The organism is Candidatus Erwinia haradaeae (assembly GCF_900699015.1).
In the GTDB taxonomy this organism is placed as follows: Bacteria; Pseudomonadota; Gammaproteobacteria; order Enterobacterales; family Enterobacteriaceae; genus Erwinia_E; species Erwinia_E haradaeae_E.
The window spans coordinates 345429-367813 of sequence record NZ_LR217737.1; the positions used below are offsets into that span (position 1 = coordinate 345429).

General features: G+C 30.0%; 8 protein-coding genes and 1 tRNA gene. 8 read left to right on the plus strand and 1 reads right to left on the minus strand.

The annotated features are described in order from the left end of the window. Window positions 1-491: 491 nt before the first annotated feature. From dnaE to tldD, 3 genes are all read left to right on the plus strand, one after another. Complete coding sequence (dnaE, locus tag ERCIPICE3303_RS01010; protein WP_157990894.1) at window positions 492-3974, plus strand: DNA polymerase III subunit alpha; 3483 nt, start codon at window positions 492-494, stop codon at window positions 3972-3974. Window positions 3975-3986: 12 nt separating this feature from the next. Then, window positions 3987-4949, plus strand: coding sequence for an acetyl-CoA carboxylase carboxyl transferase subunit alpha (accA, locus tag ERCIPICE3303_RS01015; RefSeq protein ID WP_157990895.1), 963 nt, complete (start codon window positions 3987-3989; stop codon window positions 4947-4949). Between the two features lie 322 nt (window positions 4950-5271). Then, complete coding sequence (tldD, locus tag ERCIPICE3303_RS01020) at window positions 5272-6723, plus strand: metalloprotease TldD (protein ID WP_157990896.1); 1452 nt, start codon at window positions 5272-5274, stop codon at window positions 6721-6723. A gap of 128 nt (window positions 6724-6851) precedes the next feature. Here the strand turns inward: tldD and ERCIPICE3303_RS01025 are convergent, their stop codons facing one another. Continuing rightward, a complete protein-coding gene (locus ERCIPICE3303_RS01025; RefSeq protein WP_157990897.1) occupies window positions 6852-8198 on the minus strand; it encodes a UDP-glucose dehydrogenase family protein in 1347 nt (448 codons plus the stop codon). Window positions 8199-9805: 1607 nt separating this feature from the next. Between ERCIPICE3303_RS01025 and rsmH the strand changes: the two genes are divergently transcribed. From rsmH to fldA, 5 genes are all read left to right on the plus strand, one after another. After that, window positions 9806-10747, plus strand: coding sequence for a 16S rRNA (cytosine(1402)-N(4))-methyltransferase RsmH (rsmH, locus tag ERCIPICE3303_RS01030; protein ID WP_157990898.1), 942 nt, complete (start codon window positions 9806-9808; stop codon window positions 10745-10747). Beyond that, on the plus strand, window positions 10744-11028 hold the full coding sequence (gene ftsL / locus ERCIPICE3303_RS01035) for a cell division protein FtsL (protein WP_157990899.1): 285 nt from the start codon (window positions 10744-10746) through the stop codon (window positions 11026-11028). Before rsmH ends, ftsL begins: the two co-directional genes overlap by 4 nt. Before the next feature lie 987 nt (window positions 11029-12015). Further along, window positions 12016-15465 (plus strand): transcription-repair coupling factor, encoded by a 3450-nt coding sequence (mfd, locus tag ERCIPICE3303_RS01040; RefSeq protein WP_157990900.1) that lies wholly within the window; start codon window positions 12016-12018, stop codon window positions 15463-15465. A 2225-nt stretch (window positions 15466-17690) separates the two neighbouring features. Beyond that, window positions 17691-17778 (plus strand) — tRNA-Ser (locus ERCIPICE3303_RS01045). A gap of 3525 nt (window positions 17779-21303) precedes the next feature. Continuing rightward, window positions 21304-21855 carry a flavodoxin FldA gene (gene fldA / locus ERCIPICE3303_RS01050; protein ID WP_157990901.1) on the plus strand — a complete coding sequence of 184 codons (552 nt, stop codon included), beginning with the start codon at window positions 21304-21306 and terminating at the stop codon, window positions 21853-21855. Window positions 21856-22385 lie beyond the last annotated feature (530 nt).

The window sequence follows — 22385 nt, forward strand, 5'->3', positions numbered from 1 at the left end:
TAGTTTAATTTTTATTTTTTTATTAGTAGAAAAGTAATAATTTCGTCCTATGTATAATTTCTAGTTCAAGTTGTTTTATATATTAAAGCAAGAGATAGCAGAATGTTTCTCAATAAACATATAATTCATTTCCAATCTAGATCAATTTAATTATTTTTAAAAAAGGTGTATAGATCACCTATAAGTTTATTATTTCAGTGATAGATGCAATCTATCTAGTAGTATGATCCTAATAACTTAAGTCTTAATCTAATTTATAGACTAAATTTTCGCATCTAGTGGCTTCTAAAAGCAAATATAGTCTTTACCTACCTTAAAATAGACAAAGTTGATATATGTTACATCGGAGAAAGTTGGAAGGATATTGAAACTTCTTCTTACATTCTTTTTCTACATCTTATCGTGATAACCCAAAGAATAACAATATTGCAAGGCTATCTAAGATATTTGTAATTTTTCTATAATGTTTTTACTTTTAAATTGGAACAAAGATGCCTGAACCTCGTTTTATTCATTTACGGGTCCATAGTGACTACTCTATGGTTGATGGGTTAGTTAAAACGGGAGCACTAGTAGATTTTGTAGCGAAATTAGGCATGCCTGCTCTTGGAATTACAGATTTTACTAATTTTTTTGGTCTTATTAAGTTTTATAATGCTGCTCATAAACAAGGTGTTAAGCCAATAATTGGCGCTGATTTTAAAATGAGCAGTGACTTAATGGGTAATAAGCTTACGCAAATTACTATACTAGCTTCTAATAATCAGGGTTATCAAAACCTTACATTGCTTATTTCGCGTGCTTATTTGCGTGGTTATGGAGATCAAGGTCCAACTATCGAACGTGATTGGCTTCTGGAGCATCGGGAAGGCATACTTTTGCTTTCTGGTGGGCTTCAGGGTGAGATTGGTCAAATGTTATTACGTGGAAATCAAAGACAAGTTCAAGCATCGATTAATTTTTATCAGACGTATTTTCCTAACTGTTATTATCTGGAATTAATTAGAACTGGGAGAATTAACGAGGAAGCGTATTTACATTCTGCAGTAGAGTTATCAATAGAGACAGGTATTCCTGTAGTTGCTACAAATGAGGTCTGTTTTCTTTCTCAGTTAGATTTTGAGGCTCATGAAATTCGTGTAGCTATTCAAAATGGCTTCACTTTAGAAAATCAGAAGAGACCTCGTTTATATAGTTCTCAACAATATCTACGTAGTGAGCAGGAGATGTGCATGCTATTTTCAGATATTCCAGAAGCATTAGAAAATAGCGTGGAAATTGCTCGTCGTTGTAATGTAACCATTCAACTTGGTACATATTTTTTACCAAAGTTTCCAACAGGATCAATGACAACAGAAGATTTTCTTGTTCTAAAATCTAGAGAAGGATTAGAAGAAAGATTACATGTCCTTTTTCCAGAACATAAAGTACGTGCTCATAGTCGGCTTCAATATGACCAGAGGTTGAATATTGAATTAAAGATAATTAATCAGATGGGTTTTCCTGGTTATTTTCTTATTGTTATGGAGTTTATTAAATGGTCTAAGGATAATGGTGTTCCTGTTGGTCCTGGCCGAGGATCGGGTGCAGGTTCTTTAGTGGCTTATTCGCTAAAAATTACTGATTTAGATCCATTAGAGTTTAACTTATTATTTGAGCGATTTCTTAACCCAGAACGTGTTTCAATGCCTGATTTTGATGTTGATTTTTGTATGGAAAAACGAGATTTAGTAATTGACCATGTAGCAGAGCTTTATGGTCGTCAATCGGTTTCACAGATTATCACTTTCGGCACAATGGCTGCGAAAGCAGTTATTCGTGATGTAGGGCGTGTCCTTGGTCATCCTTATATTTTTGTTGATCGAATCTCAAAAATGGTGCCAACTGATCCTGGAATGACACTAGAAAAAGCTTTTAGGTTCTCTCCTAACTTATCAGCTCTTTATGAGTCGGATGAGGAGGTGAAATTGCTTATTGATATGGCAAAAAAACTGGAAGGTGTTACACGTAGTGCTGGAAAGCATGCGGGTGGTGTGGTAATTTCACCTACAAAAATCACTGATTTTTCTCCATTATATTGTGACGAATATGGCCATCATCCAGTCACTCAGTTTGATAAAAATGATGTAGAATATACTGGATTGGTTAAGTTTGATTTTCTTGGTCTACGTACACTAACTATTATTGATTCGGCATTGGTAATGATTAATGCATATCGTGTAACAAAACATGATCCGCCTATTGATATTTCTGCTATTGATCTTAATGATTACAAAAGTTTTGACATGTTAAGACAGGCAGAGACTACTGCTGTTTTCCAATTAGAATCGTATGGTATGAAGGATTTGATTAAACGATTAAAGCCTGACTGTTTTGAAGATATTATTGCATTGGTTGCTTTGTTTCGTCCTGGACCTTTACAGTCTGGAATGGTTGATAATTTTATTAATCGTAAGCATGGTTTAGAAAAGATTTCTTATCCAGATGTACAGTGGCAGCATGAATTATTAAAACCTGTTCTTGAATCAACATATGGTATTATCCTGTATCAGGAGCAGGTAATGCAGATAGCTCAAGTTTTGGCTGGATATAGTTTAGGTGATGCTGATATGCTCCGTAGAGCTATGGGGAAAAAGAATCCAGATGAAATGGCCCGTCAGCGTGGTGGATTTGAAGCAGGTGCTCAAGCGAATGGTATAGATGGTGTATTAGCTATTAAAATTTTTAATTTAGTAGAAAAATTTGCAGGATATGGTTTCAATAAGTCACATTCTGCAGCTTATGCTTTGGTTTCATATCAGACGTTATGGCTGAAGGCGCATTATCCAGCTGAGTTCATGGCGGCAGTAATGAATGCTGATATAGATAATACAGACAAGATAGTACTCTTAGTAAATGAGTGTTGGAGGTTAGGTCTGCATGTTCTTCCACCAGATATTAATACTGGTTTTTATTATTTTCATGTCAATTCTCAAGGTAAAATTGTGTATGGTATGGGGGCAATCAAGGGTATAGGTGAAGGTACAATAGAAGAAATTATAACGGTACGTAATCAAGAGGGTTCTTTCCATGAATTATTTGCATTTTGCTTACGTATTAAGACCAGGAAGATTAACCGACGGGTTTTAGAAAAACTAATCTTATCTGGTGCCTGTGATTGTTTAGGTTTACATAGAGCTGCGTTGATGAGTGCCTTACCAGATGCATTAAAAGCCGCTCATCAGAGCTCTATGGCAGATTCTATAGGGCAATCTGATATGTTCGGAGTGCATATAGAAAGGCCCAATCAGGTTCAAATATCATCGCTAGATATACAGCCATGGTCGGAACAAATTCAACTGGAAGGTGAGCGAGAGGTTTTAGGTCTTTATTTAACTAGTCATCCAATTAATCAATATTTACAAGAAATTCAGCATTATATTAGCGAAAAATGTTTAAAAGATATAAAGTTAACGACAGATGGAAGAATAGTTACTGTTGCTGGTTTAGTAGTGGCAATTCGCTTCATAGTAACAAAACGTGGAAGTCGTATGGGTATCTGCACGCTTGATGACTCTTCAGGCCGGTTAGACGTAATTGTATTTATAGATATTTTAGATAAATTTAAGAAGTTTTTAGAGAAAGATCGGATATTAATTGTTAGCGGGCAAGTTGAAGTGGACAATTTTAACGGTAAAATTAAAATGATGGCTAGGGATATCATGGATCTTAATACAGCTCGTACAAAATACACACGTGGACTTGCGATTTTGTTAACTGATAAGCAAATGAATGATGACCTCGTAGATAATCTTAATCATCTATTAGCGCCATATCGGCCAGGGAAGACGCCTATTCATTTATATTGCGAAAAAAAAGATGCGCGAGTGAAAGTCTCTTTAGGTAACAATTGGAATGTCTCACTTAGTGATGATTTATTAAATGATCTTCGCTTATGGGTAGGAGTAGAACAGGTAGAACTAGAGTTTGACTAAAACAGGATTACTATGAGTCTTCATTACCCAGATTTTGAACAGCCTCTTATAGAACTTGAGGCAAAAATTGATTCTCTCAAGCTTATTGCCTGTAATGATACGCAAGAAAATATACATTTAGATGTAGAGCTTCAGCGTTTACGTAATCAAAGTTTTGAGATGACACGAAAGATTTTTTCTAATCTAGGGGCTTGGCAGATTGCACAGTTGGCGCGTCATCCACTACGTCCGTATACATTAGATTACATGCATACTGTATTTACTGATTTTGATGAATTAGCAGGAGATCGTGCTTATGCTGATGATAAAGCTATTGTTGGTGGTATTGCTCGTTTGTCTGGACGCCCTGTTATGGTGATCGGTCATCAAAAAGGACGTACTACTAAAGAAAAAATACGTCGTAATTTTGGTATGCCAGCACCTGAGGGTTACCGCAAAGCTCTACGTTTAATGGAGATGGCTGAACGCTTTAAGATGCCAATTATTACTTTTATTGACACACCAGGTGCATACCCTGGTGTAGGAGCTGAGGAACGCGGCCAAGCAGAAGCTATTGCTTGTAATCTAAGAAAGATGTCTAGTCTTGCTGTACCAGTTATTTGTACGGTGATTGGTGAAGGAGGTTCTGGGGGGGCTTTAGCTATTGGTGTTGGTGATAAAGTTAATATGTTGCAATATAGTACATATGCTGTTATTTCCCCTGAAGGTTGCGCATCTATTTTGTGGAAGAACGTAGATAAGGCGCCGATAGCTGCTGAAGTAATGGTTATTGTTGCTTCTCGTTTAAAAGAGTTAAATCTTATTGATACTGTTATTCCTGAGCCACTAGGAGGAGCACATAGAGACTTGTTACAGATTAGTTCTGCAATCAAAGATCAGATCTTAGTTGATTTAGATGATTTAAATATCCTCAGTATAAAACAATTATTAGATCGTCGTTATGAGAGATTAATGGGTTATGGTGCTCACTACTAATAATTAGTTAGAATGAATTGCAGATCGATCATCTTAAATAGATTGGTATACTTTATTCTTATAAATAGAAATAAAATTTATATGTATTAATTGGTTTTAAATATTAAAATATCTCTTATTTTATATCCGAATCATGGTATTGATTGCATTTATTAGTAGTGCTTATCACAGATTTTTAGAAAATAACACAAAATATATAGTATACTTGATATAGTCAGAATTATGTATTTATTTGTTGTATTCTTAGAAAGATCACTCTAATCTACCTTTCACTATAATTAACATTAATATAATTAATATTTCTATATTAAAGCGAGTATTTATGAATGTTCATTTGGTAAATGACCAACTTCTTTCTGAGCACAACTTAAGTTTCAATGATCTCACCTCTATTCTTAGTTATCTTTTTGATAGAAAGATGGATTATGGTGATCTTTATTTTCAATCCAGATACCAGGAATCCTGGGTTTTGGAAGATCGGATTATTAAAGATGGGTTTTATGGTTTAGAGAAGGGTGTAGGAGTACGAGCTGTTAGCGGTGGAAAAACTGGATTTGCCTATGCTGATCAAATTACATTCAATGCTTTAAAACAAAGTGCTAAGGTAGCACGAAATATTGTCTCTGAGAAAGGAGATGGACAATCTTGTATTTTTAGAAAACAGGTATTTCCTATACGATATGCAGGGATCGATCCGTTGAATAGTTTGACGCGTGATGAAAAGGTTTTATTGTTGCATCAGGTGGACAATATTGCTCGATCTACTGATAAGCGTGTTCAAGAAGTTACTGCTAGCCTTACAGGTGTATATGAACAGGTATTAATTGCAGCCACAGATGGAACGTTAGTAGATGATATTCGTCCTTTAGTGCTCTTATCAATCAACGTTCAAGTTGAAGATCGTGGAAAACGAGAAATGGGTTCTAGTGGTGGCGGCGGACGGTTTGGATATCAGTTTTTTTTAGATCATATAAATAATGAAGGTCGTGCAGAGGCTTGGGCACGAGAAGCAGTGCGTATAGCATTAGTAAATTTATATGCGATAGAAGCTCCTGCTGGATCGATTCCTGTTGTTTTAGGGGCAGGATGGCCTGGTATTTTGCTTCATGAAGCAGTTGGACACGGTTTAGAAGGTGATTTTAACCGTCTTGGTACATCTGTTTTTAGTGGTAAAATAGGACATCAAGTAGCATCTGAATTTTGTACGGTAGTAGACGATGGGACTAAGTATGGTTGTCGAGGTTCTCTATCTGTTGATGATGAAGGCGTTCCAGGACAATATACTACGTTAATTGAAAAAGGTTTACTGAAAGGATATATGCACGATAAGCTAAATGCACGCTTAATGGGTATGGAGTCAACTGGTAATGGTCGTCGTGAGTCATACTCTTGTCTTCCTATACCGCGTATGACTAATACTTATATGTTAGCTGGGAATTATACTCCTCAAGAAATTATTGAAAGTGTTGACTATGGTTTATATGCACCTAATTTCCATGGGGGGCAAGTAGATATTACTTCTGGAGAATTTTCTTTTTCTACTTCAGAGGCTTATTTGATTAAAAATGGAGTAATCAAGCAAGCGGTTAAAGGTGCTACACTGATTGGTTCTGGTATTGAAGTTATGCAGGCAGTTTCAATGGTTGGAAATGATTTGAATTTAGATGAAGGGATTGCGGTGTGTAGTAAAGATGGACAAAATCTTCCTGTTGGTGTAGGTCAACCAACTATTAAGATAGATAAACTGATCGTAGGAGGCTGTTCTAGTGTATAAAAATTTAGTCAAACTATTCACTTTTAAAAAAGAAGATGATTTAAATTTATACAATGAAGTGACTTACGGTTATATCTAATTGTAATGCAATAATTTATTAAAAGTAACATGCATCTTTTCGGATGATTTTATTTAGTATCTATTGTTATAGATGAGCCTCTACCAATTCCGTAATAAATAAAACCCTGTTGTTGAATTGTTTCTGGATTATAGAGGTTGCGGCCATCAAAAATTACAGGTGTTTTTAGCTTTTTTTTAATTAGATCAAAATTAGGTTTTTGAAAATTATCCCATTCGGTACAAATAATGAGTCCATCTGCATCGTAGAGTGCTAATTCTTTAGTTTTCATAAGCTTTAGGTCATCTCGGAATCCATAAATCTGTTGTATTTCATCCATTGATGCTGGGTCAAATGCTTGTATAGTAGCCCCAGCATTCCATAAGGCTTCTAATAGTACCCTGCTTGGCGCTTCACGTATATCATTGGTGTTGGGTTTAAATGATAACCCCCATACGGCAAAAGTTTTTCCATAAATAGCATGGCCAAAATGTTGTTTGACTAGATTTGGTAATTTATATTTTTGAGAAATATTAATATCTGCTACAGCTTGAAGTAAACGAGGGTGATAGCCAACTTTTTTAGAGTTTCTTATTAAGGATTTAATATCTTTTGGAAAGCATGAGCCTCCGTAACCACAGCCAGGTTGAATAAATGAATACCCAATTCGTGAATCAGAACCAATTCCTTGTCGTACATACTCAATATCAGCGCCAAGGCGTTCTGCTAGATTAGAGATTTCATTTATAAAACTAATTTTAGTTGCTAACATGCAATTAGCTGTATATTTTGTAAGCTCAGCACTTCTTATATCCATAAGGATAATAATATTTTCATTATTGATAAATGGGGAATAAAGTTCATTGATGAGTGTAAGTATTACCTTATTATCGGTTCCAATAATAATCCGTTCTGGATTCATGCAGTCTGTGACAGCTGACCCCTCTTTGAGAAATTCGGGATTAAAAGCTACGTCAAAATTTAATGTAATGCCACGTTCTTTAATTGTTTTTATCATGATTTTGCGTATGTTCTCAGTAGTGCCGACTGGAACAGTAGATTTGTTCAGAATTACTTTATAGTCTTCCATATATTTTGAAATAGTATGTGCTACAGAATTTACAGGATGCAAGTCTGTAGAGCCATCTAAGTTTGATGGAGTACCAACGGTAATCAATTGAATAAGACCGTGACTTACACCTTTTTTTGCTTGAGTAGAAAAATATAATCGTCCTTCTTTGAAGTTTTTTATTATAAGTGTAGATAAGCCTGGCTCAAAAATAGGAAGAATCCCTTTTTTTAGATTTTCAATCTTTGTAGCGTTAATATCGATACATAATACATTGTGTCCTACTTCAGCTAGGACTGCAGCTTGAACAAGCCCGACATAACCAACACCAAAGATTGTAACTTTCATTTACTATTCCAGTGAGTTAAAGATGTTTATTTATTATATATTCTATGTTGAGTGATTATTTAGTCTTAAATATCATCTTGTTAGATCTATTGCGTACATAGTAGTAACGTTAGTCATGTTTTGTAAAAAAGAGAGTTGGTTGGTATACTTTAATTTGACAAGATCATAAAATAGAATGAAAATTCTATTTTCTATTCTAACTTTACACTTAATTTGTATTGGATCTTATCTAGTCAACTACTAGACCTTAATATAGGTTATTTCATCTAAAAATGGATGCATCATTTTACTGTTTTTATAGATGTTAAAAATATTAATTTGATTATCATGATTTAGGTTATATCTTGCATGATAGGAATGCTCTTATCTAAATATTTTATTTTTTTACAGTATTTATCATTAAGAATATTCTATCTCTTTCTTATACTTTAATAATCATCCTGCCTATGAATAATGTAATTTATTAATTTATATTATTTTATAAGATTGTTTTCTTTGATGAAAGATTCATTTTATAGCAGATATTTTTATGATAAAATATCATATATGAATATTAGTATATAATTTTTTAGAAAAAATGAGATTTAAAATTTTTGTATAGCTGTAAATAGTTTTTTATGCTAAGTTTTTATTATGATTAATCTCATGAAGATTATTTGATTTATTATAGGACAGGTTATTTATTTGATATATAGGTTGATTTCTAAATATTTATATTTTAACTATACTTAGTATAGAAAAGTTTGTTGAATATAACATATCTATATATTTTTTTAATAGTAGAATTGAATTCGTGTTGAATCTTATCTTAAGATAGCGCTATATTAGGATGCATGTTAGTGTTTGAGGTGTTTATGATTTTTAAAGATATGTTATAAAGGGATTTATTATAACTAGATTAAGATATACATTATTTCTGTTTTTGTAGTTTTTATATTACCTGTTATTATTTTTAATATTTCTTTCTATTGATCTTCGTATCATTAGTTTTATTAGAGTTTATAATTGTTTGATGATATGTTTAGATATCACTATCTTATGATCAGGTATGTTAAGAAAAATGATTAGCTGTCTTATTAGAAGATTGACACAATCTACATATAATAAGTAGAAATGTAATAGAACTTTTTATAGTATTGATAAAATAGATCTGAACATATGTTTATCATCCTAATAGGATATTTATTTTATAATTCAATCAAGATTTTATGTCTTTTATTTTTTTATTTAATCTTTGTAGTAGGTTAAGTTTTGATTGATTTTATTGACGTATTTTATATCTTCTATGCTTTCATATAAACTATATATTTTAGAATGAAATATTTTATTTTTAGAGAATAGGATTCTATGATAGATTATTTTATGAAGGTTTTAATACTTGAAATCATAGATATTATTTGATTAATATAGATGGTGTTTTAAGGTGAGATTTTAAATATTGAAAAATATATTAAAGAAGTCAAGAGCTAACTTTTTAGAGATTAAATGATATTTAGTAATAGAATTATAGACTTAATATTCAATTCTCTTATAGAGAACGGGTAATAAATATCGATTAGTTATCTATCGAGATTCATTTTAGTATTATAAAATCAAAGATAAGAGTTATGTCGCATACCTTACAGCATATACCAGTCTTATTAGAAGAGGCAGTAAATGGTCTAAATGTTAGATCAGACGGTATTTATATTGATGGGACTTTTGGATGTGGGGGCCATTCACGTCTAATTTTAGATAGACTTGGTCAAGAGGGATGCTTATATGCTATTGATCGAGACCCGCAGGCAGTCAGCATTGCATCTAAAATTACTGATTCACGTTTTACGATAATTAATGGTCAGTTTTCAATGATAGAAAAGTATGTTTCAGAACGTCGATTGACAAGAAAAATTGATGGTATTATTCTAGATCTTGGCATGTCATCATTACAAGTTGATAATCCTCTTCGAGGTTTTTCTTTTATGAAAGATGGCCCGTTAGATATGAGGATGAATCCAGTTTCTGGGCAGTCAGCAGCTAAAAAGTTAATGAATGCCAAAGAAAGAGAGATTTATTATGTACTTAAAACTTTTGGAGAGGAGCGTTTTGCGTGGCGCATTGCCCATTCTATTATAAATAGAAATCGTACTTCTCCGATGACAAGGACAAGAGAACTAGCTAATCTTATTTATTCTGTTATGCCATCTAGATCTATGCGTAAACATCCAGCAACACGCAGTTTTCAGGCAATTAGAATTTGGGTTAATAATGAGTTGGAAGAGATAGAGCAGGCGTTAAAAGGAATATTAAAAATCCTTAAAATAGGAGGACGTCTATCAATTATTACTTTTCATTCTCTAGAAGATCGTCTAGTTAAACGATTTATACGTGAGCATAGTCGTGGATGCAAAGTTCCTTTTCGGTTACCCATATCAGAGGACCGAATTAGGTATTTAGGTCATCTCTCTTTGCAGGAATTAGGTAAAATCAAACCAAGTAAAATAGAGATTGTAAAAAATCCACGCGCACGTAGTGCTATTCTACGCTTAGCAGAGCGTATAAGTTTATGACTAGTGCTAAACAATGTAGTTTGACGAAAATTATTGCGATGGATCTTGTACGTTATAGCAAGATTCCAATATTTTTTCTAATTGCAGTCATAATATCTGCTTTTCTTGTAGTTATAACTGCATATAAAACACGTTTAATCGTTACACAACGTGAGCGACTGATTTTAGAATGTGATGCCCTGGATATTGAATGGAGGAATCTGATTCTTGAAGAGAATGCATTATCAAAATATAATATAGATGAGCCTATAAGTTATACAGCAATAAAGATGAAGAATTAGTTCTTTAATTAGGGACAAATTGTTTAAGCATAATATTTTAGTTCTATCTACAACAGAATGTAGTATTATTCAAAAGGCTCTGAGCTGTCGATAAGAAAATTTTAGTTGGAGTATTCTTAAAAGTATGTATTGTGAAAAAACTTACTATAAGCGTTAATATGTTATTTTTAAAGAGATAAGTAGTAAAATATAAATTTAGACATATTGATATTTTTAGATATATCTGTAAATCGGAGACATCTGATCAGTCAGTATCTAAGTGTTATGGTACAGAAAAATATTTGCTCAAAAATTAAAAACTTAATATATATCGTTAAAAATTTATATTTGAAATAAGTTCTAAATAATTTTTTTATAATATTGATGTAAAAATAAAATATGAATATATTGAAGATGAAATTATTTCAAAACATTGTATCTATCTCTCAAAAAGAGAAAAAGAATGTTGTTCTGATTTTTATCATATTATTTCTTTTAAAGTTCAGTATTTTAGGCACATAGTATTTCTATTTTTATTGTATTGATAGATTTTACATATATTTTTTATTTTATTTGTGTATAAAATACTTGATCAAAAAAAGTAGAGATAATTTTATATGCCATTATAAAGTATTTTAGAAAAATATTTTACAATATATTTGGTTTTATTGAATTTAATTTCTATCGAAGATGTTGATAGATATAGGAGGAGGAGTGGTATGTTTACATGAAGTATCTTAATTACTTTTGATAATTTTAAATAGTACAAGATTATTTGATGATAAGGATTATTGATTGAATTGATATTGGTTAGGTTTGAATGGTTATTTTCGAGAGTTTTATATTTAAATGATGATAAGGATTGAATGAAATAATTAATTCTAAACGTAATTATATTTATTTACACTACTATTGGCTCTCACTTAATTATATTTAGTGAGATTATATATATATGACCGTGTCATATATACTTATCTATTCTATTTTCCATGAAACCTTTAATTGATTATGCCAGAACTCTACTGCTATGACCTACCTTCTAGAAAAGGTGACCAACGGAAGCTGGGCCAATTAACCGGTTCTGCCTATGCTATTGAATGTGCTGAAATAGCTGAGCGCCATCACGGTCTGGTGATATTAATTACCCAGGATATAAAACATGCTAGACGTCTTCAGGAGGAAGTTAAACAGTTTACTAATCAACCAGTAAATCGCTTTCCAGATTGGGAAACACTACCATTTGATCGATTCTCTCCAGATCAGGCGACTATATCTGCTAGACTGACTACTCTATATAATTTACCGATGTTCAAAAGTGGTATTCTAATTTTATCAGTACACACTTTAATGCAGCGTGTATGTCCACATCATTTCTTATGTATTTCAGCACTCTGTGTAAAAAAAGGGCTTAAAATTTCTCGTATGCAATTGCGGTTACATCTTAAGAAATCTGGTTATCGTAGTGTTCACCATATTGTAGAGCATGGTGATTTTTCTAATTATGATACATTTTTAGATATATTTCCTATGGGAAAGGATCAGACTTATCGTATTGTTTTTTTAGATGATCAGATTCATGATATATATGTTTTAGATAGTGATCATAAATGCATGAAGAAAGGAATCACTGCACTTAATTTATTGCCTGCTCATGAATTTCCAACTCATAAAGATGTTATTGATCTTTTTTTAAGGCAGTGGCGTAAGCATTTTGATGTCCGATTTGAGCCTGATCACATTTATCAGCAAGTTAAAAAAGGAACTTTACCTGCTGGGATTGAGTATTGGCAGCCATTATTTTTTGAAGATCCTTTGCCTGAATTTTTTAGTTATTTACCATCTAATGCACTTTTAGTTATATCTGGTCAACTAGAAAAAAGTAGTGATGATTTTTGGTCTGATATTAATAGGAGATATGAAAATCGTCGGGTTGACGTTATGCGTCCTTTATTAGCTCCTAAGTATTTATGGTTGTGTAGTAGTGAATTGTTATCCGAATTACAAAAATGGCCTCGCATAGAACTCCAATATAAACCTCTAAAAGAGACTAGAACTCAGATTAATTTAGAATATTCATCATTGCCAGATTTATCAGTGAGACCTAAAGCTCAACAGCCTTTAGATGGTTTACGAAGATTTTTAGAATCTTTTCGTGGTTCAGTAATTTTCTCAGTAGAAAACGAAGGGCGTAGAGAGGTTTTACAGGAGTTACTAGTACGTATTAATATTCAAGCAGATATTATTTATCAATTATCTCAGGCTCAAGGTTGTGGGTGTTATTTATTAATTGGCTCCAGTGAGAAAGGTTGTATTGATCATCGACGACAACGTGCATTAATCTGTGAAAATGATTTACTAGATGATTTTGTTGGCTATACTGGTCAAGATCGTCGTAAGGCAATAAACGCTGATATTTTGATACCACATTTTTCAGATCTATCTCCTGGTCAACCGGTAGTACATATAGAACATGGTGTTGGACGATATCTCGGTCTTTCTACTTTAGAGACAGGTGGAATTCAAGCAGATTATCTTATGTTAGCATATGCTGAAAATGCTAAACTGTATATCCCTATGCCGTCATTGCATCTTATTAGCCGCTATACGGGTAGTTCTTATGAAACTGCTCCACTACATAGGTTAGGTGGTTCCACTTGGTTGCGAGCTAGAAAGAAAGTTTCTAAAAAAGTGCGTGATGCTGCAGCCGAATTACTGGATATTTATGCTCAGCGTGCAGCCAAAAATGGTTTTGCTTTTAAACATGATAAAAAACAATATCAGTTGTTTTGTGAAAGTTTTCCATTTAAAGTGACTTCTGATCAAAAAAAAGCAATTAATGCAGTTCTTAGTGACATGTCTCAACCGTTAACTATGGATCGTCTTATATGTGGTGATGTTGGTTTTGGAAAAACAGAAGTTGCTATGCGTGCTGCTTTCTTAGCAGTTTTCAATCATAAGCAGGTAGCGGTTTTGGTGCCAACTACTCTCCTTGCTCAGCAGCATTATGATAATTTTCGAGATCGATTTGCTAATTGGCCGGTATGTATTAAGATGTTGTCGCGATTTCGAACCGATAGGGAACGAGATCAAGTATTAAAGGAGACAAGAGAGGGTAAGGTAGACATACTGATTGGCACTCATCAACTACTACAAAACAAGATAAAATGGTATGATCTTGGTTTACTTGTTGTAGATGAGGAACATCGTTTTGGTGTTCGTCATAAAGAACGTATTAAAGTAATGCGTACAGATGTTGATATTCTTACTTTAACAGCTACGCCTATTCCACGTACTTTGAATATGGCCGTGCATGGCATGCGTGATTTATCAATTATTTCTACTCCACCAGCACGTCGTTTAGCAGTTAAAACTTTCGTTCGTCAATATGATCAGAAAATTATTGGAGAAGCTATTTTACGTGAAATACTTCGTGGTGGACAGGTTTATTATCTCTATAATGACGTGGAAAATATTGAGAAAGTAACAAAAGAACTTTCTGAGTTAGTGCCAACAGCACGTATCGCTCTTGGTCATGGTCAAATGAATGAACGTGAACTGGAGCGGGTTATGAATGATTTTTATCATCAGCGATTTAATGTATTAGTTTGTACTACGATTATTGAAACTGGTATAGATATACCTACAGCTAACACAATAATCATTGAAGGTGCTGATCGGTTTGGGCTTGCTCAACTTCATCAATTAAGAGGGCGTGTTGGGCGTTCACATCATCAAGCTTATGCTTGGCTATTGACACCACATCCTAAAGTAATGACTATTAATGCACAGAAACGTTTAGAGGCAATTTCTTCTTTAGAAGATCTAGGTGTTGGTTTGTCTTTAGCTACCCATGATCTTGAAATTCGCGGAGCTGGTGAATTACTTGGTGAAGGGCAGAGTGGCCAGATAGATAGTATTGGTTTTTCACTATATATGGAGTTATTAGAACATGCTGTTGATTCTTTAAAATCTGGTCGTGAACCTACCTTAGAAGATCTCACTAGTAGTCAAATTAATATTGATCTTAAGATACCTTCTTTTCTTCCAGATTCTTTTATTCCTGATGTTAATACTCGTTTAGAGTTTTATAAGAGGATTGCTAGTGCAAAAAATTATAGTACATTAAATGCTATTAAGACAGAGTTAATCCATCGTTTTGGATTAATGCCAGATCCAGCTCATGCTCTTCTAGATACTGCTTCTTTGAGGTTATCGTCACAAATTATTGGCGTGAAGAAGATAGAAGCTCATGAAACGGGAGGATTAATTGAGTTTAATGAAAATAATAAGATTAATGCTACCTGGTTGCTAGGTCTGTTACAGAAAGAGCCTCAGTGTTGGTTTCTAGATGGATCCAAGCGTATTAGGTTTGTCTATGATTTGTCAGAACGTATAGTACGGATTCAATGGATTAGCAACTTGATTGAACAGATGCGTAATAATATAGTATCTATATAGTCTATTTGATCAAAATATTAAATATTATACATCTAGGATAGATTGCGTATTTTAGGATTATTTTTAATAATTATTAAATATCTATTTCCTTATTTAAAATATGCTAATCTTATAAACATCCTGTAGAGTTAATGTTGGTGATATAATCAGATCTGTCAATACATTTAGGATCATTGCATTATTTAAATTTAATAATATTGTTAATGCTGTAATTTGATATTTATTAATCTTTTAGTTAAGAATAAAAGCTACACTGTTTGTTTATTTTTTATTTAATTAAAACGTAAAGAGTCGTAAATCTAAAGTTGATTATTAAGTTTTATTGCTTCGATGTCTTATTTTGATTTAGGATATGTTTATCATTGTATGATATATTTATAGTGATTATTAATATAACTAATATTGTATTTATATTTATTCTTAGTTCTTATAGTATAAGTTTATCAATTATTTTTGATGTCATGGTAGGGATATTATGAACATAGAATCAAATTCTATCCTATATTTTATATATAGATGAATGAATCAGTTAAAGCAGGAGGACCTGTGAAATATATAATTTATTGGTAGTTTTCTTTCTCGAGATAAAGAGATGGAATTCTTTAAAATTAAAAATTATATAGATAAAATCTATAACAAAGAGATATTGATATCTTAATATTATTTATAATATGTATAAAAATAATCAACGTTTACTTTTCTTATAAATTTGATTTTTGATATGTTTTATAGGCCTCAATCAGTCACTTTATTCCGGATAGGGTGAATAATATATGGGTATTTTGAGTAGAAATTTTATTACATAATTAATTAGATTACAGGTATGTAATACTATTGAAGTATTTTTATAGTCTATAATATAAGATTATATCTTATAATATTAAATATATAAGGACAATATCGGAATATAACTATATTTTTTATATAGAATAGAACTATAATAGTTTAGAGTTATTTTCTTATATTGATTCCTGATTAGTATATAGTAATTTTTAAGATGTTAATAATTTAATTTTTTGTAATATAAAATAAGTCTTTGTTTGTATCTTTAAAGAAATAAAAAGATATCAAGATATTATATGCATAATATCTTATCAGTAGGATAAAAAAGTAGATTAATATGATTATGATTTACTTAGCAAGTATAATAAATTATACAATACAGTTAATAAAAGAATTTCTCTATATAGGAACTAGAAGATTACAATGTTTTATGTCACCACTAAGTGGTGACAATAGTTACTAGGATAGTATGCTGTGTTATTTTATTTTAAAAATTTTTTATTTTTTGTTTATTAATTATTTTTAATCATTTTGTTTGTTTTACAAACAAGCTAGTTTTGACTATAAATATAGATTTATATAGTGATATAATAGGAATTAATGTATTTAAATGTTTTATATTAATCAATAATATAGGTTTGATTTAATTACGAAAAGTTTAATTCTATATGGGTATATAAAATAATCTTAGTTATACTAAATATAGTAAGGCAATATTTTATGCATGATTTATTTGCATAATAAAGCATCTTATTTACAATTCAGATTAACTAATTCATTCTACTGTTAGTAATATTTTTACTCTGATATTTAATAAACTAAATGAATTAATTAAATAAAATAAGATTTTAATATGATATAGATAATAAGTCTAGTGGTTATTAGAGATCAATCTTGCAATCTATCTTATTTGTGAATAAGGATATAATTTTTTATAATAGAAATGGTTGTATATAACATATTTTAGTATCTATTATCTTGATAAAGGCATTAATAGTTTAGTAGTCTCATTATCTATGTAAGTAGATAAATATTTTATTTTCTATTTTTTTACTGATTCTTATTTAACTTTTAAATTTGTATTCTAAATCTAATTATATTGTATATGATGAGATTTATATAGTTTAATATATATTTTTATATAAGATGGAGTCATGATTATATATTTAGTATGGTAAGATGATTATAGTAGCTGGGTATTCACTTTATATACAATTTTTATATGTCTATTAAGTTTTTTATAGTTTAGAATTAATTTTCTAAAAAGTAGATATGTTAAGGATTCTTTATACTGTTTTTAGTTACTAAACAAGCACTCTTGATTCAATTTTATATCTATTATTAATAAGATAACTGGTTGTTAAAAATATAATAAAACTTGATTTTTTTTGTTTATTATTCTATATAATCTAATAATTAGATGTTTAAGGACTATCTACATCGGTGAGGTGTCCGAGTGGCTGAAGGAGCACGCCTGGAAAGCGTGTATATGGTAACGTATCGAGGGTTCGAATCCCTCTCTCACCACCATTATTTTAAAAATACGCTATGTTAATATTTTTTATTGATGTATCTCAAGTCTTGATAAAATAATAGAAGTTATGCGGTCTTAGATTGAAAGTTGAAAGCTTCAGTAAATTGGTATCTACAAGACAGTGAATTAGGGAGTCGAGGGAGATATAGAGTTGCTTTATCTATTATGTAACATGTAATATAGTTCTGCTTGTTAATTTTTACACTTTAATTTGTTAGAATCTGTTTGAATAAGGTAGTGTCATGTAAATAGTGTGATAAGGGTTTTTACATTCTATAAATAATTACCTAAGTGTAGTGTTTTGTTTTAGTAAGTGTGAGTAATTACATATTTTTAATGGTTTTTATATTATTTATTGATTCAAGTTCTTTTTATTTAGAATAGAGATATTGATTTCTCTTTATATAAGAAGATTTGAATTGCAAGAATCATTGATTAAAATTACTCTATATATATTTTTAGTTATAGTGTGATCAGATTGTTATATTAAAGGATTGTATAGATCGATGTTTATGGATGATTTATTAACTAAGATAATAAATCATAACCATAAAATAATGCTTGTATAGATCACTGAAACTATAGAATATTTGACTTATTCTTGAAGATTCATTAGATGAATTTATTATAGATTAATAGAACTAGTTATTGTAATTTTTAAATATTTAAAATTGTTGATAATTTTAATTTTTTCTATTGTATTTAGTTAAATCGGATCTTTTTTATTAAACAAGTTTTATATGTTAATATTCTATATTTTATAACGAAAATATAGAATATAGATATAACTGATGATTTTATGGTTCATAAAAGAATAATAATCAATTATGAGTATAGAAGAGTTAGTTGTTTTATCGTATTTATATTAAAAATATAGGAACAATGAAGATTTTCTATCAATAAACTTAATGGATAATTATAAGGTGTATAATGCTTTAGGTTAGACTGGATAAAATTTTTTATTCTATTGATTATTATTACTTTTTTTAAAATAAGATTACTATTTACATAGTGTTGATAAGTGTGTAATCATAACATTGATAGATCAGTGTTATTTTATACATAAAGAGTATGTTAATTTAATTTAAAATTAGTAAATCAAATTTATATCATAAATATACTTTTGATGCTAGTAATCACGTTATGTCTGAGAGGATGCAGCCAATCCATGATGAGATAATAAGATATAAAAATAATTAACTATATTATTATCATTGATTCTTATAAATTTATAAGTAATGGGTAGTTTTTATCGTAATAATAATATCACTGATTATCATTGAGCCTCATTGTAGCAATAACGGTATATTTAGTATTTATGTGGACAAAATAGGAAAACAAGTTAAAAAATGGAATCATTCAGGTTAATGAATGATGATTTTTATTATTTTTCAAATCTTCTTTTTTAAAATGATCTGAATTGGTTACGCGATAATTTCTGCAATTTTAACTATGTTAAAGCTCATAGTTGACATAGCAAGTTGTCTATTTGTGTTAGTTCTCTGTGGCGTGAAGTAATAATGTAGGAGACTTTTCTGTTAGGATTGATGAGTGTACTGGTTAATCTAAATCATTTATTAGAAGTCACTTCTGCATTAATTGTTAGATAGTCACCAACTTAGTTAAGATAATTTAAGAAGATAACAGTTAATGTTGATTGTTACGTTTTTATTTAATAGATTTAGTATTTGTCGTTGTTTTCAAAAACAGTACAGATGGTGACTCTTAAGATAGTAAAGAGGAAATTTTTCTGTTTGATACGTTCTAGTAATTATAATATCGTCTTCTAGTTAAATCTTTCTTCAGTAAGCACTCATATACATTAGTTTGTAGGTCTTCAATAAATTAGTTCGAATTTATTACATGTTCAGTTTATTTCTTGATAATCATATCTAGATGAGTATTATTATGAAATAAATATAGTTTTACTGAATTTATTGCAATGAATTCTTTTTAAAAGTTTGTGTAAGTTCATATGAACGAACTTATTAAAAGTCACTTTATAATTCTGAAGATCTAATTATATAGTGTAAAAAGCTATTTCTCACTATGATTTTCTTTGTGTTAGCACTTTAAGTAAAAACTGATTCTTTTATTCTAATTTTGATTTTTTTAAATTTGTTATATTATACTTGTATTTTCGAAGCCTATTAATCTTTTTTTTACATTAAAACGAGATTGAGCTATTTCATACCTAAGGTAAAACTACTCAATATAGCGATTAAATTAGTAGCACATCATAGTACACTGTTCTCGAAGTTTTATAATAGCTGTTAGAAAGTTACTTTTACGACCGGGATTTTATTATGGTTTACGTTGTAATTGTAATCTACCGATATATAAAAAATAAAGATTGTTAGAATTTCTATATTAGGTTTTATTGAGATTAACTTAGATTTAATTAAATCTATAGAATAAATATGTATTTGATTTTTTATAAAATTGATGAATAGAAAAATATTATTTTATCTTAATAAAGATTATATTATTAATCAGCCTAGGATTAGACAAAGTTGTCGTTAATCATACATCTCTATTAGATGTATGATTGTAGATTTAATTATTAGAAAGATTCTAATTTATTACATTCTCTTAATAGTTAGAATTTATTTAATTTGATATATTATAATCATTAAGTATTATTGATAATAATACTGATAGAGAGTAAACAATTTTTAAGGTTGTATGTAATTTTAGTATAGGATGTAATGATGGTTTTTATAAAAATCAGCTATCTACGAATAATAGATTCGTATTAAGGATTCATATAAATATTCTGAGTACAATCAAATTAATAAGTGTAATTGATTATATAATAAGTAATTATTCGTTTTTATACTTTTATTTTTATATATATTAGGTTATATTCATATAATATTGTAAATTTATAAAATGGATCGATATAAAATTAATGACGATAGGTACAAATAGGTATTATTGATAAAATGCTATTTTAGATCTTATAACATAATATTTTGAAATAGATAAAATAGCCTTGTTCTTTAACATCTTAGTATTTGTTTAGGGGTGATCCTGATAAGTATTCAAGTCATAATAGGATGTAATTGTAAGTACATCATACTTAATTATTTTTTATCAAATAGTATATTGTGTTAATTAGGTAATATTAATTATTGTCATTCTGATGTGGCTTAATTAAACATTAGACGACATAACTATTTAGCATGCCATCTATTATTAAGATAGACACGAGGTGTATTCTACATTTAATTATTTTTATAATCATGGCTTACACTTTTCATATACAAAATATAAAAAAGAATTATAGTGATGAATGTGATGTGCGATTGTGAGGAGTACATCATAGGATTCAAGATATATCAGATAAGCGTAAAAATTTAAATACTAGAATAAATACTATAATATTTAACGCACATTGATATACTTTACTATAAAGACAGATAATATATATTTTTTATAGTGTATGTGGTATCTTTCATATAATGTATTAGAATTTTAGTAAATATTATATAATTAAGTTTTTAGAGGTTGATAAAGTTATGGCTTTAGTCGGTATTTTTTTTGGTAGTGATACAGGTAATACAGAAAATGTTGCACATATGATTCAAGAGCGTCTTGGTACAGAGATTGCACAGGTTTTTGATATTGCAGGAAGTAGCAAAGAAGATTTAGAGAGTTTTAATATTTTATTATTAGGAATTCCTACTTGGTATTATGGTGAACCACAGTGTGACTGGGATGATTTTTTTCCAACGTTATCTAAAATTGATTTTACTGGTAAAATAGTTGGTTTATTTGGTTGTGGAGATCAACTAGATTATTCTGAATATTTTTGTGATGCAATGGGAGTGATACGAGATATTGTTGTTTCAAATTCTGCGATAATGATAGGTTCTTGGCCTAGTCAAGGATATGTATTTGAGGCATCTAAAGGGATGATTGATAATAATTACTTTATTGGTTTGGTTATTGATGAGGATAGGCAATCAGATTTAACTACAGATCGTGTTGATCGATGGGTTCAGCAGATTTCTTCTGAAATAAATTTACAAGAAACCGTTGAAAAAACTTTTATTGAATTAAGTGAATAATTGTTCAAATGATCATAAATAGCTATTCAACGGTTTCTAACATTAAGTAGATTTATTTCAAATAGTTATCTAATATGGAAATATTATTTTTACATATGAAAGAAGAGCACTATTTCTGAGATGTCTCCAATTTTTTTTATTAATTTAAAGTCTTTAGTAATTTTATTAGCAATATTTATAAATCTTGAAGGGGGTTGGTATCTAATTTTTTATTTTCTTTAATATAACTATGTGATGATTCTACATAGACATAATCTGCTCCTTAATGAAATTAAAAATAGAATGTGAATAGTTTTATGGTCAAGATATATTCTGTTATGTAGGAATAGAAGTTGATTAGATTTTTTAATCTACAATATATGATTAAGATTTAACTGATCTTTATATTATTTGATTCAATCATTTGTGTAGAATCTAAAAGACTCTTTATGTATATATTAGGATTGATAATCAATATTAATTTATTTTAATTCACAGAGATAGTTAGTCTAGTAGATAGTTTTTCTATGATTATAGCATCTTTTTTATTT